Genomic DNA, 18268 nt, shown 5'->3' with positions numbered 1-18268 from the left:
CCCACCGTCAATGGTTCCTTCACCGTCATCGCCCTCTCCCTCCCGGAATGTCCACCGGGATCGTCTCGTTCGACGCGCATCAGCAATGCGAAAGAAGGCTGATCATGACCCCATCGACGTCCAGTGCCATCACCCTGAACATCAATGGCGAGAAGTACACACTGCCCGTCGACCATCGCACCACCCTGCTCGACGCCTTGCGCGAGCGTCTCGACCTGACCGGTTCCAAGAAGGGCTGTGACCAGGGTCAATGCGGCGCCTGCACAGTGATGCTCGATGGACGCCGGGCCGTTTCCTGCCTCCAGCTCGCCGTCGCGGCCGAGGGGCGAGTGATCACCACCATCGAAGGCGTGGCCGCTGGCGAGCAGCTCCATCCCGTGCAGCAGGCCTTTCTCGACCTGGACGGCTTTCAGTGCGGTTACTGCACACCTGGGCAGATCTGCTCGGCCATCGCGGTGATCGAGGAACACGCGGCGGGCTGGCCGAGCGCGGTGACCGATGACATCCGACCCGAGGCGGGGGTGCCCGCGCTCAGCGCCGAGGAGATCCGCGAACGCATGAGCGGCAATCTGTGCCGTTGTGGCGCGTACGTGTCGATCGTGCAGGCAGTCGCGCAAGCGGCGGAGTCGGCCGGGTCCCCGGACAAGGAGGCAGTGGCGTGAGGGAATTCGGCTACGAACGCGCCTTCGATGTTCCCGGAGCGGTCGCTCTGCTCGGTTCCGACCCCGACGCCCGCTTCCTCGGCGGCGGCACCAACCTCGTCGACCTGATGAAGGCCGGCGTGGAGAGGCCCGCACTGCTCGTCGACGTACGCGAACTTCCGCTCGACGGAGTCGAGTTCATCCCGGGTGGCGGACTGCGCATCGGAGCGACCGTCACCAACAGCGATCTCGCGGCTCACCCCGAAGTCCGGCGTCACTATCCGGCTTTGGCCCAGGCCGTCCTGGCCGGCGCATCGGGGCAGCTGCGCAACATGGCCACGGTCGGCGGGAATCTGCTCCAGCGCACCCGTTGCGGCTACTTCACCGACATCAGCAAACCGTGCAACAAGCGCTCCCCCGGCAGTGGTTGTCCCGCCGTCGACGGCGAGCACCACAACCACGCGATCCTCGGCGCCTCCGAGCACTGCATCGCCACCCATGCCTCGGACATGGCGGTCGCGCTCGCCGCCTTCGACGCCGTCATCTCGTACGAAACGGCCGACGGTCCGGGCGAGTTTCCTATCACCGAGTTCTACCCGCCCGTGGGCGACACGCCGCACATCGAGACCGCTCTGCCGCCCGGCGCGCTGATCACCGGCGTCACACTGCCGCCCGCCCCGGTCGCCGCCCACTCGCGATACCGGAAGGTACGTGAGCGCGCTTCGTACGCGTTCGCGATCGGCTCGATCGCCGCCGCGCTCGACGTCCAGGACGGTGTCGTGCGCGAAGTGCGTCTGGCGTTCGGGGCTGTCGCGTCGAGGCCGTGGCGGGCCTGGACGGCCGAGCGGGAACTGATCGGCGGCCCGGCGAGCGCGGAGGCGTTCGCCGCCGCGGCGGATGCCGAGCTGGCCGCCGCCGAGGCCCTTCCCGAGAACGGCTACAAGGTGACGCTGATGCGCAACCTCGTCGTGGCCGTGCTGACCGAGCTCACCGAGGAGGTCTCCCGATGACCACGACGACCGGGGTCGCCACCGCGACAGGAGCAGTCGGCTCCGCCCACACCCGCGTGGAGGGCCGCGACAAGGTCACCGGGGCGGCCCGCTACGCCGGAGAGGTTCCCTTCACCGAACTGGCCCACGGCTGGCTGGTGTTGTCGACCATTGCCCGTGGCCGGATCCGCTCCGTGGAGGACGGCCCCGTCCTGGCCATGCCCGGCGTCCTGACCGTGCTGCACCACGGAAACGCGCCACGCGTCGACACCGATTACATGGGCATGCTGGGGCGACCGAACCCCATCCTCGGGATCTTCCAGCACGATCGCGTACCCTTCGTCGGCTGGCCCGTGGCGTTGGTGGTGGCCGATACGTCCGAGCAGGCCAGGGAGGCCGCCGAGGCGCTGGTGGTCCGGTACGACGAGGAGCCGCACGACATCGCCTTCCACGCCGGCCGTTCGGACGCGTACACGCCGGAGAACACCCCGATGGTCCAGGCCGAGACGGAGAAGGGGGACGTGGAGGCGCAACTCGGCGCTTCCGCCGTCGTCGTGGACGCGGAGTACACCACTCCGGAGGAGCACCACAACCCGATGGAGCCACATGCGGCGACGGCCCGCTGGGACGGCGGCCGACTCGACGTCATCGACTCCAACCAGGGAAGCACCTGGGTGGCGAGCGAACTGGCGCAGCTCTTCTCCCTCGATCCGGCCTCCGTGCGAGTGCGGTCCGAACACGTCGGGGGCGCCTTCGGATCGAAGGGGCTGAGCCCGCATCAGGTGGCGGCCGTGATGGCCACGACCGTCCTTCATCGTCCGGTCCGTGTTGTACTGACCCGCCGCCAGATGTTCTCGCTCATCGGCTACCGCAGCCCCACGGCGCAGCGGATCAGGCTCGGTGCCGATGCCGATGGCCGGCTGCGTGCCTTCGACCACCAGGCCCAGAACCTCACGTCGACCGTGCATGAATTCGTCGAGACGAGCGCCGTGCTGGGGCGCGTGATGTACGACGCCGAGGCGCATCACACCCTTCACCGGCTCGTCCGGCTCGACGTGCCGACCCCGACGTGGATGCGCGCGCCGGGCGAGGCACCGGGATCCTTCGCCCTCGAATCCGCCCTCGACGAGCTGGCCGAGAAGTGCGGCATCGACCCGATCGCGCTGCGCGCACGCAACGAACCCGAGACGGGTCCCGTGTCCGGGCTGCCGTTCAGCAGCCGCAATGTGCTCGCCTGCTTCGAGGAGGGCGCCCGCAGGTTCGGCTGGGCGGACCGGGACCCCCGTCCCGGCGTGCGCCGTGAGGGACGATGGCTGCTCGGGACCGGAACGGCGGCAGCCACCTACCCGTCGGGGGTCGGGCCGTCCACCGCGGCCGTGACCGCGGAGGCGGACGGGAGCTTCACCGTGCGGATCAACGCGGCGGACATCGGTACCGGGGCGCGGACCGCGATGACCCTGGTCGCCGCGGACGCGCTGCAGGTGGCCCCGGACCGCGTCCGGGTGCGCATCGCGGACAGCGACCTCGGCCCGGCGATGATCGCCGGAGGCTCGATGGGAACGCGCTCCTGGGCGTGGGCGGTGACGATCGCGGCGGACGAACTGCGGGAGCGTCTGGCCCTGAGTGGCGGCATTCCGCCGGAGGGAATCACCGCCCGGTCGGACACGGCCGAGGCCATCGGCGCACTCGTGAAGAAGGAACGCCACTCCTTCGGAGCACAGTTCGCCGAAGTCGCGGTGGATGTGGACACCGGTGAGGTGCGCGTACGACGGCTGCTCGGCATCTATGCCGCGGGCACCATCGTCAACCCGCTCACCGCCCGCAGCCAGTTCATCGGCGGAATGACCTGGGGGCTGTCCATGGCGCTCCACGAGGAGGCGATCAGGGACCAGGCATCGGGTGGCCACGTCGGCGCCGACCTCGCCGGCTATCACTTCGCCGCGCACGCCGACGTGCCGCTCATCGAGGCCGACTGGGTGGACGACCCCGTCCCGGGCGATCCGGTCGGGATCAAGGGCATCGGCGAGATCGGCATCGTGGGCGTGGCCGCCGCGATCGCCAACGCGGTGTGGCACGCGACCGGCGTACGCCACCGGGACCTGCCGATCCGTCCGGACCGCGTCCTGCGCGCGGCGGACGAGGCCCGACGCCGGGCGGCGGGAGGAGCCCGGAGTGCTTGACATCGCCGAGGAGCTGAGCCGGTGGTTCGAGGAGGGCCGGGACTTCGCCGTCGCCACCGTCGTGGCCGTCAGCGGCAGCGCGCCGCGCGGTCCCGGCGCCGCCCTGGCCGTCGCCGGTGACGGCACCGCCATCGGTTCCGTCTCCGGCGGTTGTGTGGAAGGCGCGGTGTACGACCTGTGTGTCCAGGCGCTCGGGGACGGGCGGACGGTGCGCGAACAGTTCGGATACGACGACGAGGACGCCTTCGCTGTGGGGCTCACCTGCGGCGGCGTCGTCGAGGTCCTGGTCACGCCGGTGCGTGCGGACGCACCGGTGTTCCGGGCCGGGATGTCGGCCGCGGTCCGAGGAGAGCCGGCGGCCCTCGCCCGGGTGGCCCGGGGCCCGGTGCGCCTGCTCGGCCGGGCACTGCTCGTCCACCCCGACGGATCGTACGAGGGCAGCCTGGATGGAGATCCGGACCTGGACCGGACTGCGGCGGCGGAGGCCCACGCGATGCTGGACACCGGCTGCACCGGCACCGTCGAGATCGCGGAGGACGGATCGCGCTGTCCGGGCGGTGTGACGCTGTTTGTGGAGTCGAGGGTGCCGCCGCCCCGGATGATCGTCTTCGGTGCAGTGGACTTCGCGACGGCACTCGTACGGGCGGGCAAGTTCCTCGGCTATCACGTGACCGTGTGCGACGCCCGGCCGGTCTTCGCCACTCACGAACGCTTCCCCGAGGCCGACGACCTCGTGGTCGACTGGCCGCACCGCTATCTCCGGCGCACCGCGACCGACGAACGCACCGTCCTGTGCGTGCTCACCCATGACGCCAAGTTCGACGTTCCCCTCCTGGAGACGGCCCTGCGGCTGCCGGTCGCGTTCGTCGGCGCGATGGGCTCGCGCCGCACCCACGAGGACCGCAATCGCCGCCTTCGCGAAGTCGGCGTGACCGGCGCCGAGTTGGCCCGCCTGCGCTCTCCGATCGGCCTCGACCTCGGCGCCCGTACGCCCGAGGAGACCGCCCTGTCCATCGCGGCGGAGATCGTCGCGGCGCGCCGGGGCGGCACGGGTGTTCCACTGACCGGCTCGGGCACACCCATCCACCATGACGTGGGCGGGAGGGAGGCGGGCGAAGCCCGTTCCCGAACGGCAGCGTGACCTGACGGAGGCCGGGCCGCCGATAGCTGGGCGAACGCGAGGCCGGGAGAGACTCTCTCAGTGGTCGCGTCCGCTCAGCCCGATGCCGAGTTCCACCAGGCCGTCGAGGACCAGGTCGATACTGACTGCGGCGAGCAGCAGCCCCAGAAGCCGGCCGAGCAGTTCGAATGTCGCATGGTGTGTGGCACGGAGCACTCGTTCCAGGAGCAGGATGCAGACGAGGTCGAGCAGAATCACCGCCACGTACGCGCCGGCAACCGTGGAGCGCCAGGTCCAGGACGAACGCGCGGTGGCCTCGATGAGCAGCGCTGTCATGGCCAGCGGACTGACGACGAACGGCACGAGGAGTTCGCGCAGTCCGCTGGTCACGTCGGAGGTTTCCTCGTCCGGTGCGTCCACTCCGGTCCGAATCCCCAGGACGAGACCGACGGCGTAGAGGAAGAAGATGATGCCGCCGGCGAGCAGGAGAGCGGGGGTGCTGATATGGAACAGGTCCAGGAGCACCGGGGCGGTCAGGCTGGCTACCAGGCCGATGAAGATCGCCGCGCCGCAGGACAGCAGGGCGATGGTACGAAGTTGGCGCGTCGGGTGCAGTTTCGCCAGGTGAGCGAAGGAGAGCAGAACCTTGGGCGGCCCGACGACCGAGACGAAGGTGATCAGAGCGGCGGAGAAAGTGAGCGCGTTCACCCGCGAAATCTAGGCCGCCGGGACCGACTACACGCAGTAGGCGAGGCTGGTGTCCCCCGCATCCGGCGAACAGGATCACGGCGCCGGGCTCACGCTGCGCGATGCCCGATCCGGCAGGCAGGTCTTCGACGCGCCCCTGTCTGCGGCGGTGTCTCCGAGCCGTCCCTTCTTCTGACGACATTCGATTCGGTTGGCATGGATCTCCCGAACACCCGTCAGTCGAAAAGGGTCAGCTCGAACCATGGGGCATCTGGCACAGGCTTCTCCGCACGGAACGATGACTTGCGGTCGACGCAAACACGGTTGACGCTCCGGGGTACGCTCGGATTTCCTTCTGCGATGCCTGACATTCGCATCGAACGGCCAGACAGGGAAACCGCATTCAAGAACTGGCAGTACGTCCACAATACGATCATCCCTACGCACGTCCTGTCGCTGGACGACGTACGGGAACGCGCCCGGCGACACCACCTGAAAGTCGCCTATCTCGGTGACGGTCTCGTGGGTAGCAGCACCCTGCGGCCGCCGACGGGTGATACGACGGCGGCCACGGTGATCGCCCGCGTCCTGCCGGCGCGCCCGCACGCCACTGCGCGGCGCGGAGCTGAGCCGCGACCCGTCCAAACCATTGCGACGCGATGGGGAGCGGGTCAAGGACGAGGTGTTGCGTCGCGCGGTAGCGGCCAAGTTCCGTACACACACCGACATCCGTGATGTTCTGCTGGCCACCGGCGATGAAGAGATCGTCGAGGACACGACCACCGATCACTCCTGAGGTGGCGGTAGAACCGGGAACGGCAAGAACATGCTCGGACGGATCCTTGTCCGTACCCGTACCCGTACCCGTACCCGTGGCCGGCTCGGGCCGAATTCGCCTAAACCCACGGGAGCCACGGCCGTCCCGGACGGCGACCGGAGGAAGTGTTCGTGCCCGCTCGCGGTCGAGCAGCCGACCCGTGCCACCCGCCGACGGGCGGGGACACGGGCCGACCGCGCCGTCATCCCGGCCCGGTGTCTCGCTCAGCGTTCGGAGGCCGGCTCAGAACACGAACGGTCCCGGCGACTGAGCGGAGGTCGCGCTGCAGGTCGCGGTGATGCCGAACACCACGACCTTGAGGGACTTGGCCTCCAGGCTGTCCCCCGAGGCGACGGTTCCCTTGAGCGGCCCCGTCGACACAGGACTTCCGGCGGGGATGGCAGGGTTGGAGTTCCCGGTGAACGTCACCGTTGACGCGCCCTTGTTGGTGAGCGTGAGCGTGGAACTGACCGAGTTCGCCCCGATGCTGATCGGTGCCGTGATGGCGGACGTCGAGACATTGATGGTCGCGCTCGTGCCGTCCTGCGTGGCGGTGAGGGTCGCGCTGCCCGAGCCGTAGGATCCGCAGTCGAAGGAAATGGTGGCGGTGGTGGGGGCGACCGCCTCGGCCGTGGGTGCCAGCGCGAGCGTGCCCGCGGCGAGGGCGGAACAGATGGCGAGTCGCCGCATGCCATACCTCATGGTGGTTGCCCTTCATGTGGGGGGACTGCCGACGCGCTGAATCGACGTGCCGCGCCGGAACACAACACTCCCTGACGAACCGTCAGGGGAGCTGTCTTCCCCATTGAGGCACGACCCCCTTGAAGCAACAAGGCACATCACCATGATTCTTGACATGCTACGGCCAATTCAGGTCACCCCCGGGGCTCCCCCGTCAGGAGGGCAGCTTCAGATCCGTGCATCCATGGCGCCGCGCGGCACCTTCGGCGAAGGCGCGCAGTGCGGTGCGGAGGTAGCCGCGCGGCGGGGCCGCGTACTCGGTGTCATTGACGGCGAAGAGGGCACGCGGGCCCGTGCCGCACACGGCACTCGCCCAGGCGCTGTGACGGTCGGCGCCCGCGTCGCCGCGGTAGCCGCCGGGGCCGTCCTCGGAGGTGCGCAGGCGCTGCGCGTACGGGCCGAACGCGGCGTCGAACCAGTAGAGTTCCTCGTCCCGCGCCTTGGTCTCACCGAGTGCACAGAACTCCAGGAGGGCGGTGCCGGGGGCGATGGTCTCACGATGCCAGTCGACGGAGTCGTCACCGGGGACGGGAACCCCGGCACAGGTGCCCGTGGCGTTGCCGGGCGCCGGGCGGTCGGCCTGTACGGGGATCGGCGGCACGCCGGTGCCGTGGGTGGCGTCGCACGACCAGCGCTCGGCGGCCCGTTCGGCGGTGGCCGTGCCCAGCCGGGCGATCTGCCGGGTCTCCGCTGCGTTCTCGTGCGACTCGTCGGCACGCACGGCCACCACGAGGGAGGCGGGTCTGTTGGTGCAGTTCAGCACGATGCCGGTCTCGCGGAAATCGGTGTAGCCCTGCCAGCCACCGCCGACGGCGACGGGCAAATGGTCGGAGTCCCCGTCACGCAACATCGAGAGCGGATCGCCGGAAAGGTTGCGGTTGCGGACGGCGTCGTGCGGAATCAGAGCGGCCAGCAGCCGGGTGTCCGCCACCCCGCACTCGTCCCAGCGGTCGTCGTCCGCACCACCCGTGCGGTCCCCCGGCAGTCCCGAGTCGGTGGAGTACGCGGTCAGGGCGGCGGACTCGGCGACCGGCAGCAGGCCCTCGCAGTACGTCGCGAGCCGGTCCTCGTACCGCCACCGTTTGCCGGTGTCGCTCATCCGGTACCAGCCGTAGCCGGCCGCGAGCACCAGGACCAGTGGCACCACGGCATACAGCGCAATCCGGCGCATCGTCTTCATGGAGAGTCGGCCTCCCCCGTATCGATCACGGGCCCCTGCCTATCATCCGGGGCCCGTGACCCGACAACCGCCCTGCCCGAAATGGGCACTGCTGCGGGCTTCGAGCAGCGCGGATCACACCGCGTCCCGCGCGGCCCGTCCCGGGCAGCGCCACAGTCGGCCAAGGCCGGTCGCCGTACGGGGCGGGGCCCAGTCAGTCCCGGCCCGCTCCGCTCGACAGCTAGGGCCTTCGTTTGGAACATGCCGGGCTCGCGGGGTCCGGCCTGATCCAAACGAAAGACCCTAGGCCGGCCACGCGATCTGCCCGTTCGCGACCTCGATCACATCCGGCGTCAGGGCTTCGAGATGCCTCAAACCGCCGATCGGAACGGCATCGCCCACGAGCCGGTCGGTGTCGTGAACTCGGGCCGCCAGCCAGCAGAGCAGCTCGCCGACCTGCTCGAACTCGTCCGGGTGGATCTCCTGCCGGGAGGTCAGCGACCAGCCCTTCCGCGGCAGGTCCGCGCGGTCGGCCAGTGCCGAGCCGAGCACACCGCCCACCCGCCAGGCCGCGCCGCTGCCAGCGAGCAGTGGACGAGGTTCGTCCTCGCTCACCGGGTCCCCCGCCTCGTCCACCACCACGATCGGGAACGCGGTCACGATGGACAGGCGCTCCGGCTGCGGCCCGATTCCCAGATGCCAGCGCAGCTCGGCGAGCTCCTGCTCGGAGAGCTCGTCCCGCAGATCGACCGATATCGCCAACTCATACACGTCACTCACGCCAGGCACCCTACAGAGGGAGTCCGACATGCCGATCCGGACCCGGGACAGGGCGTACACCCACCACGCTCCGCCTCCCGTGATGCGATGAGTCGCCGCACCCACCGGCCGTGTGACACGCCCGGTGATACGACGATCTCGATCCCGGTGCGACGTTTCCGTTCAAGCCCGTATGTGCCCGAATCTATTTACATCCCCGAATCGCGGGCGTAATCTGACCGCCAAACCACACACTCGGGCATGGAACGGATCCAAAACAACATGTATGCACCGGAGCGGCAGCAAGCCATCCTCCGCCTCGCCCGCGAGAGCGGCCGGGTCGACGTGCTGTCACTGGCCGAGGAGTTCCAGGTCACCGCCGAGACCGTGCGGCGTGATCTGAAGAGTCTCGACCGGGCCGGGCTGCTGCGGCGCGTCCATGGCGGCGCGATCCCGGCCGGGCGGCTCGACTTCGAGCCCGACCTCGCCGAGCGCGATGCAGTGGCCATCGACGAGAAGGAACGCATCGCGACAGCCGCGATCGGCGAGCTCCCCACCGACGGCAGCGTGATCATCGACGCGGGCAGTACGGCCGCCCGGCTGGCCGCGGCCGTCCCGTTGGACGCCCACCTCACCGTGGTGACCCATGCGCTGCCGGTGGCCGCCCGGCTCGCCGACCATCCCGGCATTGCGCTGCACCTCGTCGGCGGCCGGGTCCGGCACCGTACCCGCGCCGCCGTCGATGCCTGGGCGTTGAACGCCTACAGCGAGATCAACGCCGACGTCGTCTTCCTCGCCACCAACGGCTTCTCATCGAAGGGCGGCCTGACCACGCCGGACCTGGCCGAGGCCGCCGTCAAACGCGCCATGATCGCTGCCGCCCGGCGGGTTGTGCTCCTGGCCGACTCCGCCAAGTTCGGCCAGGAGCACTTCGCCCGCTTCGGCGATCTCACCCAGGTCGATCTGCTCATCACCGACACCGGACTCAGCTCCGACGACGCCCTCGCCATCGAGAGCCTGGGCACGGAAGTAGTACGCGCATGATCCTCACCGTCACCCCCAATCCGAGCCTCGACCGTACGTACGAGCTGCCCGAGCTGACCCGCGGAGCCGTGCTGCGGGCCACGGACGACCGGGTCGACCCCGGCGGCAAAGGCATCAACGTCTCGCGCGCTGTCGCGGCGGCCGGCCACCGTACGATCGCTGTCGCACCGCTCGGCGGACCCGAGGGCGCGCTGCTCGCCCGGCTGCTGGGCGAGCACGGCATCGAGGCGGCCGGAGTGCCGATCGTCGGCAGTACCCGTATCAATGTGACGCTCGTCGAGCCCGACGGAACACTCACCAAGGTCAACGCGGTGGGCCCGGAGATCACCGCGGCCGAGGCCGAGGCCCTGCTCGATGCCGTACAGACCAGGTCGATGGCCACGGACTGGATCGCCTGCTGCGGCAGTCTGCCGCGTGGACTGCCGCCGCAGTGGTACGCCGAGCTGGTGGCGCGGAGCCACCGTGCCGGGGCCCGGATCGCCCTCGACACCTCCGGCGCGGCGCTGACCGCGGCGCTGCGGGAGCGCCCCGATGTGATCAAGCCGAACGCGGAGGAGCTCGCCCAGGCCGTCGGTCGCCCGCTGGCGACGGTGGGCGATGCCGTGAAAGCGGCGGAGGAACTCCGCGAGCGCGGTGCCCGCTCCGTTCTGGCCAGCCTCGGGGCCGACGGGCAGTTGCTGGTCGACGGTGCGGATACGTACTTCGGCAGCGCCCGGGTGGAGACGGTCCGCAGCAACGTCGGAGCGGGCGACGCCTCCCTCGCGGGCTTCCTCGCCGCAGGCGGAAGAGGCCAGGCCGCGCTCGCCGCGGCGGTCGCCCACGGCGCGGCGGCCGTACAGCTGCCGGGCAGCGTCATGCCGACCCCGGCCGATCTCGATCTGTCGGCGGTCACCACAACCACCGAAATCCCTCTGGACCAACCCCTGACGGAGCCGACTTCATGACTGCCGCGCATCCGCGACCCAGCCCGCCGCCCCGAGTGTCCCCCGCCGCCCGCAGGACGGTCCACGAGCAAGGAGCCCCGCGATGAGTGAACTGATCACCGCGGAACTGGTCGATCTCGATCTGTCCGCCGAAACGAAGCACGACGCCGCCCGGTCGCTCGCCGAGCGGATGGTCGCCGAGGGCCGGGTGACCGACCTCGACGGCTTCCTCGCCGATGTCGCAGCTCGTGAGGCACAGATGCCGACCGGCCTGGACGGCGGCATCGGCATCCCGCACTGCCGCAGCGAGCATGTCACCGCGCCCACGCTCGCGTTCGGACGCAGCGGTCCGGGCATCGACTTCGGTGCGGCGGACGGCCCCGCCGATCTGATCTTCCTGATCGCCGCGCCGGCCGGAGCCGACGACGACCACCTCACCATCCTCTCCGCGCTGGCGCGGCGGCTGATGGACCCGGACTTCACGGGCGCGCTGCGCGCGGAGCGCGACGCCGGCGCGGCCGCGGCCCTCATCCGCGGCGAGGAGGCCAGCCCGGCCGATTCGGCTCCGGAGGCCTCGCCCCCGGACGACGTACCGGTGGACAACCCTGGCGCGGACAGCGCCGCACCGGCCGCCGCCGCACCGTTCCGGATCGTCGCCGTCACGTCCTGTCCGACCGGTATCGCCCACACCTACATGGCGGCCGAATCGCTGGCAGCCGCGGCCCGTGCCGAGGGCGTGGTGCTCGATGTCGAGACGCAGGGCTCGGCCGGGTTCGAGCGGCTCGATCCCGGGCTGATCGCCTCCGCCGACGCGGTCATCTGGGCGCATGACGTCGAGGTGCGCGAGAAGGCCCGGTTCGACGGCAAACCCATCGTCGACACCGGGGTAAAGGCGGGGATCAACCGCCCTGCCGAGCTGATCGCCGAAGCGAGGCAGAAGGCGGAGCGCGGCGAGACCAGCACCATCGCGGCCGGCGCCGCTCAGCAGGACGGTGGAGCCGCGACCGGCGGTGACCACGCCCACTTCGGGATCCGGCTGCGGACCTATCTGATGTCCGGCGTCAGTTACATGGTGCCGTTCGTCGCGGCAGGCGGGCTGCTCATCGCCCTGTCGTTCGCCATCGGCGGCTACGAGATAGCCGGTGCGAAATCCGTCGCGGACCACTTCGTCTGGGGCGAGGCCGACAGTTGGGCGGCTCTGCTCAACCAGATCGGCACCGCCGCATTCGCCTTCCTGGTGCCGGTGCTGGCCGGGTACATCGCGTACGGCATGGCCGACCGGCCCGCGCTCGTTCCCGGCTTCGTCGGCGGCGCCATCGCACTCACCGTCAACGCGGGCTTCCTCGGCGGCCTCGCGGCCGGTCTCCTGGCCGGTGCGGTGGTGATGGCGATCCAACGGGTGAAGGTCCATCCCACTCTGCGGGGCATCATGCCGGTGCTGGTGATTCCCCTGATCGCCTCGGCGGTCGTCGGCTTCCTGATGTTCATCGTCGTCGGCAAGCCGATCGCGTCCCTCCAACGCGCCCTGACCGACGGGCTCAACGGGCTCTCCGGCTCGAACGCGATCATTCTCGGCATCGTCCTCGGACTGATGATGTGCTTCGACATGGGCGGGCCGCTCAACAAGGTGGCGTACGCCTTCGCGGTCGGCGGTCTGGCCGACCCGACGCCCGGCAGCCTCAAGGTGATGGCCGCGGTGATGGCCGCCGGTATGGTGCCGCCGCTGGCCATGGCACTCGCGACCACCGTGCGCGGCAGGCTGTTCAGCAAGACCGAACGGGAGAACGGCCGGGCGGCCTGGGTCCTGGGCGCATCCTTCATCAGCGAGGGCGCGATCCCCTTCGCGGCGGCCGACCCGCTCCGGGTGATCCCGTCGGTGATGGCCGGCGGCGCGGTGACCGGTGCCCTTTCGATGGCCTTCGGCTGCACATTGCGGGCCCCGCACGGTGGCATCTTCGTGGTGCCGCTCATCGGGCATCCGTTCCTCTACCTGCTGGCCATCGCCGCCGGTACGACGGTCGCCACCGCCCTGGTCGTCCTGCTCAAGGGCATGCGCCGGAACACGGAGGCGCCCGCACAGGCGACCGAGGAGCCCAAGATCTCCGTCGCCGCCTGACGGATTCCCCAGCAACCCCACCCCTCCACCACCACAGGAGAGTTCACCATGCATCAGCGCACCGTCGTCGTCGGTTCCCGCAGTGGTCTGCACGCCCGCCCGGCCTCGTTGTTCGTCAAGGCCGCTGCCCAGCATCCGGTCAAGGTGACGATCGGCCGGGACGGTCAGAGCGCGGTCGACGCCCGGAGCCTGCTCTCCGTACTCGCCCTCGGGGCCCAGCACGGCGATTCGGTGGTGCTGGCCGCGGAGGGCGAAGGCGCGGAGACCGCGGTCGAGGAGCTGGCCGCGCTCCTCGCTCGCGACCTGGATGCGACGCCGTAATTTCAGCTGCCCCCTGCCGTCCCCGGAGCACACAACGGCTCCGGGGACGGTGTGCGCGCCCGGAGCCGTTGGGTCGAACCGGCTGCAATGGCAGGCAGGGCCGTGTTACCACGTTCGGCATCACCGTGTCCGTGGGGCGCGGCTGCCCAGCGAAAGGCGGCAATTTCACGCTGCCCGGCCTGCTCGCCGGTGTTCGTCGGGGCTGAACAGCAGTCCGCCACGGGTGCCGGGAGTGTCACCGGCTCACAGCGTTCGGGCCAGCCGGAACCCCAGGTCGTCGATGCGGAACGTGGGGTGGCTCTTTCGGCGGCACGATGCGCGGCAGCCTCGGGGCCGGTCGAATCCGCCCCCGCCACGGAATACGCGGTACGGGCCGTAGACCTCGGGGTCGTAGAGGTCCCAGCACCACTCCCACACGTTGCCGATCATGTCGTGGAGGCCCCACGCGTTGGGCATCCTGGTCGCGACGTCGTGCACTTCGTCACCGGAGTTCCCGCGGTGCCAGGCGATCTCGTCCAGGTCGCCGTAGCGGTCGCCGGAGGTTCCGGCTCTGCATGCGTACTCCCACTCCGCCTCGGACGGGAGCCGATAGCCGTCGGCCTGCCAGTCGCAGACCACGTCCAGCCCGTCGGGGTCGTCGCCCGTCGAGTAGCAGGGCCGGAGTCCCGTCGCCTGCGAGAGCAGGTTGCAGAACCGGACAGCCTCGTTCCAGGAGATCTCGGTCACCGGTGTACGTGGACCGGCCGAACTCGCGGGTACCTCGCCTCGAACCGCGTGGTACAGCTCGCGGGTCACGGGGTACGGCGCCAGTCGGAAGGCGGCAACCTCCACCTTCCAGTCCGTCCTCGTCCCCTCGTCCCGCAGCACGATCTCCCCGCCGGGGATGCTCCTCATGCTCTCGGCATTCGCCTGGCGAAGTATGGATTCCGCGCTCATCGCAGCTCCTCATGTGCTCCAGCTCGTCAAGCCGGTGCGCCGGACCGGCAGCCTCGCGGGGTGGGTGCCCCGTCCTGCTGTCTCCTGAGCGAGTGAGAATACAGACGACAGTGACGCAGCGGCGCGGCGCGGTGTTCCCGATGCCCCGCCACATCGCCCCGCAACGGCACCAGCCGCGACACCGGACCACGACTCCCCATCCGTGGGGATCAGTACGTGGACGGCGACGGGGCCGCGTCCGCCGCCGGGTCAGTCGCTGTAGCCGGGCATGGTGGTCCAGAGCGGATCGATGTGGCCCAGCCAGGCATCTTGTTCGTCCGCCAACGGCCGCTTCAGGGGAAGCGGGAGGAAGCGGCAGGCGAAGGTGAAACCGGCGTCATCGCCGTCTCCTCGGACCTGGTGCTCCCACGTGTCAGGGATGTCGGCCGCTGCTCGGAGGAAGAAGAAGGTGGTCCTGCGCGGCTGTCCCGTATCGGGGTGCCTCTTGTCCTCCACGGCGATCCTCCGGACCACGGTGGCTGATGAAAGCCCGGTTTCCTCCGCGACCTCTCGCAGGACGGCGTGTTCCATTTCTTCGTCCGGTCCCACTCCGCCGGCGGGCACCTGGGTACCGGCTGCCGGCATTCCGATGTGGTCGAACACCAGCAATTCGGGTACGGCACGATTGCGGATCACGTATGCGGCGACACGGATTCTGGGTCGGGTCATACACACATCCTCTGCCACCGGCAGCGCTCGCCGAACGGGACCGCACGGGACCGGGCTTGAAGGCTGGAGAGCAAGAGGCATCCGCATGCCCATGGGCGCAAGGGACTTTCGCCGGAATACGCGGTTCTCTCCCTCTGGAAGACTGGTTGTGTGACGGTGACAGAGGAACTCCTGCGAGAACAGGACACACTGCGATCCGCGGCGGACGGGGTCAGCGCCGATCTACGGCTGGACGAACTGCTGCCCGAGGTCGGCCGGCCGGTGCGGGTGGGAAGTTACGCCCTTGGTCTGATGGTCCGTCGCGACCTGGACGTAACGGTGATCTGCCCGCAGCTCGACCCGCGGACCCTGGAAGCCGTTGCCGGCATCGGCGCACAACTGGCACAGCACCAGCGGGTGCGGCAGGTCCGGTTCCGTGATGACACCGGTGAGTGGAACACCGACCCGGACTACCCCGACGGGCTCTATCTCGGTGTGGACTGTCGCTCAGTGCGAGGTCAGGACTGGACCCTGGACATCTGGTTCGTCGACGAACCCGACCGACAGCCCGACCTCGCCCACCTCAAGGCGATGCCTCCGCGTCTCACTTCCGAGACCCGCGCGGCGATTCTCGAAGTCAAGCGGGCCTGGGCAGACCGTGCCGAGTACGGCAAGTCCGTGAAGAGCGTCGACATCTACCGGTCGGTCCTGGACGACCACGTCCGCACACCCGAGCAGTTCGACGAGTGGCGTGCCCGCGCGGAGGCCTGAGTGCGATCAGCGTCGATTCCGTGGGCATCGTCCGTCGTTCGTCGATCAGGCCCGGACCGGTGCGCGGCATCATGTGATCGTTGACGACTTCGCAGCCTCAGCTGCCTCCGTCATTTGCTCAGTGCGCTCAGGGCGGCGGATAGCCTTCACGGATGACCGACGACCCCTTGCTGCTGAACGTCCAGTTCGACGAAGCCGGCCTCGTCGTAGCCAAAGAGCCTGGTGAGAACGGAGCTTATTACTTCCCTCGCCATGGCCAGGTGCCGGACAGTTCGCGGTGCTCGCTGCCCCTGGCCGAGGCATTGCACGCGCGGATCCGGCCCGTCGGCACTGCGGAGACCGTGCTGCGGAACTGGGTGACGGGAAGTCCGGCGCGGGAAATGGCTTCCTGGGATGATCCGACGGCTGCCGATCCGGTGCGGGTCCGGGCCGGCGCGGTGGTGATTCGTGAGGGGCGGATGCTGCTCATCGGCTTCAAGGAGGACGGGCAGCCGTTCTACGAGATTCCGGGCGGCGGAGTCGAGGACGGCGAGACTCTGCACGCTGCGGTGATCCGCGAACTGCGGGAGGAGTCCGGCCTGCGCGGCGAAGTGGTCAGGGAACTGGCCCGTGTCTGGAAGGACAATCGCCGTGAGCACTACTTCCTTCTGCATGCCGAAGGCGAGATCGGTGCGCGTGCGGAACTCGACAACCACGGCGGAACGCCCACGTGGATTCCGGTCGACCAGCTGCCCACCACCCCGGTGTGGCCCCGGCGACTGGCCTGGCGCGTCGCTCACTGGCACACGACAGGGTGGCCGACTCGACCGGCCGAACTCGCCGACAGCATCAACGACCTGCAGGCCACCTGCACTTGGTGAGTGTGTTTCGCGGTGCCCGTCATCGATGCACACGCGGCACGGGGCACCCGGGGCGTCGAGTTGATGGAGGCCGCAGTCTCCTGAGCGCACGCGCGCCACGAGAAGGGCCTGCCGCGACCGCGCAATGGAGCTCGTATCGCGACAGACCTCTCGCAGTGGGCGCCGGGCGGACCGGGTCCAGCGGCTCCCGGGTACCGTCAGGCCGTGTGCAGGGTCAGCCCGTACCGGTTCAGGATCTCATTGATCGGCTGGTGCCAGGTCTCCCCGCCGCCGGTGCAGTCGCCCCAGCCACCCGAGGTGACTCCCTGGGCCTGGTCCCCGCTGATGAACGAACCTCCCGAATCTCCCGGCTCGGCGCAGACACTCGTCTTGGTCATCTGATAGACCGCACCCTGGCTGTAGTTCACGGTCTCGTTCGTGGCCAGCACATTGCCGCAGTGCCAGTGGCTGGTGGAGCCGGAACGGCAGATCGAGGCACCGATGGGCGCCTCCGCGGAGCCCCGAACCAGCTGGTCCGAAACGGTGCCCCAGCCGAGGACCACGGGGACGGTCCACCAACCGTTGCCGACACTGACCCAGGCGTAGTCGTCATCGGGGAAGGACGACCCCTGGAAGTTGCCGATGGCCGAACGGTCCCATCCGCTGACCGCGGCGCCTGCCTGTCCGCAATGTCCTGCCGTGACGAAACCGCCGTACACGGAGAAGCCGATGGAGCATCGGACATTGCCCGTGTAGTAGGGATCGCCGCCCACGGTTCCGGCAGCGAAGGTCCTGGGCGCCTCGGGTGTCTGATTCACCAGTACGGGGCCGGTCTTGCGGGCCCGTTCGACGAACTCGCGGACATCGTTGTCACCCGCTGCCGAAGCGACGACGTCGACGACGACCCGGTTGACCTTCGGGTCGACGTGCCAGCCGCTGACACCGTCCGGCGCGGTCAGCCTGTCGATCCGCGTCTTGGTCGCGTCGAGCTGCCGTGCGTTGTGGCGTACCAGCTCGACGGACGCGCCGGCCGCTCGGACGACGCCCGACTTCCGGCCGTCGGTGACGGCCACGGTGAGCCTGCCCGTGGCCGGATCGAACCAGGAGCCGGCATAGGACGATCCGGCGACCCGTCGCGCCTTGCCCTGTACGGCGGTTGCCGTCTTCTCCGCGGCCAGTCTGGCCCTGGCCTGACTCTCCGTCAGGCCGAGGTCCCTTTGCATGGCGGAGAGCAGTCCTGCGGACGCCGGCGCTCCATCGGTCGCGGAACGGGGTGTCACGGAAGGCGAGTCCGCTGCGGCGGCGGACGCCGGGCCCGAGGCGAGACCCACGGTCACCCAGGCTCCGACAACCAGCGCGGCAGCCAGACTCGTACGCAGCGCGTTCACACATCTCAAGGCAATGGCCCTTCTGTTGTTCCGGCATCGTGGGGGAGGAACAGCAGGCGTCCGGGAGCTCTCACCTGAGAGCGCTCTCAGAGTGTGCCGCAACGGACTGTAACGCAGCTCGCCTATCAGGTCCATGCCAATGGGCGTATC

The 18268-nt window shown here is 69.6% G+C and carries 18 protein-coding genes and 1 pseudogene; 12 read left to right on the top strand and 7 right to left on the bottom strand.

Features of this window, described 5'->3' with window-relative positions; genetic code table 11:
- Window positions 1-104: 104 nt before the first annotated feature.
- Genes ACFVX4_RS26035 through ACFVX4_RS26020 form a run of 4 tightly spaced genes read left to right on the top strand, consistent with a single transcriptional unit; the run spans window position 105 to window position 4951 of the window.
- Window positions 105-662, top strand: a complete 558-nt coding sequence (locus ACFVX4_RS26035; RefSeq protein WP_389981483.1) for a (2Fe-2S)-binding protein — start codon at window positions 105-107, stop codon at window positions 660-662.
- On the top strand, window positions 659-1651 hold the full coding sequence (locus ACFVX4_RS26030; RefSeq protein ID WP_389981334.1) for an FAD binding domain-containing protein: 993 nt from the start codon (window positions 659-661) through the stop codon (window positions 1649-1651). Before ACFVX4_RS26035 ends, ACFVX4_RS26030 begins: the two co-directional genes overlap by 4 nt.
- Complete coding sequence (locus tag ACFVX4_RS26025) at window positions 1648-3810, top strand: xanthine dehydrogenase family protein molybdopterin-binding subunit (RefSeq protein WP_389981332.1); 2163 nt, start codon at window positions 1648-1650, stop codon at window positions 3808-3810. Before ACFVX4_RS26030 ends, ACFVX4_RS26025 begins: the two co-directional genes overlap by 4 nt.
- Window positions 3803-4951 (top strand): XdhC family protein, encoded by a 1149-nt coding sequence (locus tag ACFVX4_RS26020; protein WP_389981330.1) that lies wholly within the window; start codon window positions 3803-3805, stop codon window positions 4949-4951. The genes ACFVX4_RS26025 and ACFVX4_RS26020 overlap by 8 nt, the downstream gene beginning before the upstream one ends.
- 57 nt (window positions 4952-5008) lie before the next feature.
- Here ACFVX4_RS26020 and ACFVX4_RS26015 read toward each other — a convergent pair whose 3' ends face one another.
- The gene (locus tag ACFVX4_RS26015; protein ID WP_389981328.1) at window positions 5009-5638 is read right to left on the bottom strand and encodes a MarC family protein; all 630 of its coding nucleotides are present in this window, start codon (window positions 5636-5638) and stop codon (window positions 5009-5011) included.
- Window positions 5639-5977: 339 nt separating this feature from the next.
- On the opposite strand from ACFVX4_RS26015, the pseudogene ACFVX4_RS26010 reads away from it, so the two are divergent.
- A pseudogene (locus ACFVX4_RS26010) lies at window positions 5978-6208 on the top strand (N-acetyltransferase); the annotation flags it as partial.
- Between the two features lie 58 nt (window positions 6209-6266).
- Window positions 6267-6413, top strand: coding sequence for an NADAR domain-containing protein (locus tag ACFVX4_RS26005; protein WP_389981326.1), 147 nt, complete (start codon window positions 6267-6269; stop codon window positions 6411-6413).
- Between the two features lie 264 nt (window positions 6414-6677).
- Here the strand turns inward: ACFVX4_RS26005 and ACFVX4_RS26000 are convergent, their stop codons facing one another.
- From ACFVX4_RS26000 to ACFVX4_RS25990, 3 genes are all read right to left on the bottom strand, one after another.
- Complete coding sequence (locus ACFVX4_RS26000; RefSeq protein WP_389981324.1) at window positions 6678-7136, bottom strand: hypothetical protein; 459 nt, start codon at window positions 7134-7136, stop codon at window positions 6678-6680.
- A 193-nt stretch (window positions 7137-7329) separates the two neighbouring features.
- Complete coding sequence (locus ACFVX4_RS25995; RefSeq protein WP_389981322.1) at window positions 7330-8355, bottom strand: hypothetical protein; 1026 nt, start codon at window positions 8353-8355, stop codon at window positions 7330-7332.
- A gap of 282 nt (window positions 8356-8637) precedes the next feature.
- The gene (locus ACFVX4_RS25990; protein ID WP_389981320.1) at window positions 8638-9114 is read right to left on the bottom strand and encodes a hypothetical protein; all 477 of its coding nucleotides are present in this window, start codon (window positions 9112-9114) and stop codon (window positions 8638-8640) included.
- Between the two features lie 261 nt (window positions 9115-9375).
- Here ACFVX4_RS25990 and ACFVX4_RS25985 point away from each other — a divergent pair, with 261 nt between their 5' ends.
- The 4 genes from ACFVX4_RS25985 to ACFVX4_RS25970 all read left to right on the top strand — a co-directional run bounded on the left by ACFVX4_RS25985 (window position 9376) and on the right by ACFVX4_RS25970 (window position 13497).
- Window positions 9376-10137 carry a DeoR/GlpR family DNA-binding transcription regulator gene (locus tag ACFVX4_RS25985; RefSeq protein WP_389981481.1) on the top strand — a complete coding sequence of 254 codons (762 nt, stop codon included), beginning with the start codon at window positions 9376-9378 and terminating at the stop codon, window positions 10135-10137.
- Window positions 10134-11081, top strand: coding sequence for a 1-phosphofructokinase (gene pfkB / locus ACFVX4_RS25980; RefSeq protein ID WP_389981318.1), 948 nt, complete (start codon window positions 10134-10136; stop codon window positions 11079-11081). The genes ACFVX4_RS25985 and pfkB overlap by 4 nt, the downstream gene beginning before the upstream one ends.
- 82 nt (window positions 11082-11163) lie before the next feature.
- Entirely contained in the window at window positions 11164-13176 is a 2013-nt protein-coding gene (locus tag ACFVX4_RS25975) for a fructose-specific PTS transporter subunit EIIC (protein WP_389981316.1), read from the top strand.
- A 48-nt stretch (window positions 13177-13224) separates the two neighbouring features.
- Window positions 13225-13497 (top strand): HPr family phosphocarrier protein, encoded by a 273-nt coding sequence (locus ACFVX4_RS25970; protein WP_389981314.1) that lies wholly within the window; start codon window positions 13225-13227, stop codon window positions 13495-13497.
- A 243-nt stretch (window positions 13498-13740) separates the two neighbouring features.
- Here the strand turns inward: ACFVX4_RS25970 and ACFVX4_RS25965 are convergent, their stop codons facing one another.
- Both ACFVX4_RS25965 and ACFVX4_RS25960 read right to left on the bottom strand, forming a co-directional pair.
- Entirely contained in the window at window positions 13741-14433 is a 693-nt protein-coding gene (locus tag ACFVX4_RS25965) for a formylglycine-generating enzyme family protein (protein WP_389981312.1), read from the bottom strand.
- A 249-nt stretch (window positions 14434-14682) separates the two neighbouring features.
- On the bottom strand, window positions 14683-15141 hold the full coding sequence (locus ACFVX4_RS25960; RefSeq protein ID WP_389981310.1) for an NUDIX domain-containing protein: 459 nt from the start codon (window positions 15139-15141) through the stop codon (window positions 14683-14685).
- 150 nt (window positions 15142-15291) lie between these two features.
- Here ACFVX4_RS25960 and ACFVX4_RS25955 point away from each other — a divergent pair, with 150 nt between their 5' ends.
- Together ACFVX4_RS25955 and ACFVX4_RS25950 are read left to right on the top strand one after the other, a co-directional pair.
- Window positions 15292-15891 carry a hypothetical protein gene (locus tag ACFVX4_RS25955; RefSeq protein WP_389981309.1) on the top strand — a complete coding sequence of 200 codons (600 nt, stop codon included), beginning with the start codon at window positions 15292-15294 and terminating at the stop codon, window positions 15889-15891.
- A gap of 152 nt (window positions 15892-16043) precedes the next feature.
- Window positions 16044-16751 carry an NUDIX domain-containing protein gene (locus ACFVX4_RS25950; RefSeq protein WP_389981307.1) on the top strand — a complete coding sequence of 236 codons (708 nt, stop codon included), beginning with the start codon at window positions 16044-16046 and terminating at the stop codon, window positions 16749-16751.
- A 197-nt stretch (window positions 16752-16948) separates the two neighbouring features.
- Here the strand turns inward: ACFVX4_RS25950 and ACFVX4_RS25945 are convergent, their stop codons facing one another.
- Window positions 16949-18109, bottom strand: coding sequence for a S1 family peptidase (locus ACFVX4_RS25945; protein WP_389981480.1), 1161 nt, complete (start codon window positions 18107-18109; stop codon window positions 16949-16951).
- Window positions 18110-18268: the final 159 nt, after the last annotated feature.

Origin of the sequence: Streptomyces sp. NPDC058240 (assembly GCF_042882135.1) — a bacterium.
Lineage (GTDB): Bacteria > Actinomycetota > Actinomycetes > Streptomycetales > Streptomycetaceae > Streptomyces.
The sequence above is the reverse complement of the archived record's forward strand: the minus strand, read 5'-3'. Positions and strand labels throughout refer to the sequence as shown.

Bases quoted from the DNA above. Each gene is read 5' to 3' on its own strand.
- ACFVX4_RS26035 (WP_389981483.1), top strand. From the start codon at position 105: ATGACCCCATCGACGTCCAGTGCCATCACCCTGAACATCAATGGCGAG.
- ACFVX4_RS25950 (WP_389981307.1), top strand. From the start codon at position 16,044: ATGACCGACGACCCCTTGCTGCTGAACGTCCAGTTCGACGAAGCCGGC.
- ACFVX4_RS25985 (WP_389981481.1), top strand. From the start codon at position 9,376: ATGTATGCACCGGAGCGGCAGCAAGCCATCCTCCGCCTCGCCCGCGAG.
- ACFVX4_RS25965 (WP_389981312.1), bottom strand. From the start codon at position 14,433: ATGAGCGCGGAATCCATACTTCGCCAGGCGAATGCCGAGAGCATGAGG.
- pfkB (WP_389981318.1), top strand. From the start codon at position 10,134: ATGATCCTCACCGTCACCCCCAATCCGAGCCTCGACCGTACGTACGAG.
- ACFVX4_RS25970 (WP_389981314.1), top strand. From the start codon at position 13,225: ATGCATCAGCGCACCGTCGTCGTCGGTTCCCGCAGTGGTCTGCACGCC.
- ACFVX4_RS26000 (WP_389981324.1), bottom strand. From the start codon at position 7,136: ATGAGGTATGGCATGCGGCGACTCGCCATCTGTTCCGCCCTCGCCGCG.
- ACFVX4_RS25960 (WP_389981310.1), bottom strand. From the start codon at position 15,141: ATGACCCGACCCAGAATCCGTGTCGCCGCATACGTGATCCGCAATCGT.
- ACFVX4_RS25995 (WP_389981322.1), bottom strand. From the start codon at position 8,355: ATGAAGACGATGCGCCGGATTGCGCTGTATGCCGTGGTGCCACTGGTC.
- ACFVX4_RS25975 (WP_389981316.1), top strand. From the start codon at position 11,164: ATGAGTGAACTGATCACCGCGGAACTGGTCGATCTCGATCTGTCCGCC.
- ACFVX4_RS26025 (WP_389981332.1), top strand. From the start codon at position 1,648: ATGACCACGACGACCGGGGTCGCCACCGCGACAGGAGCAGTCGGCTCC.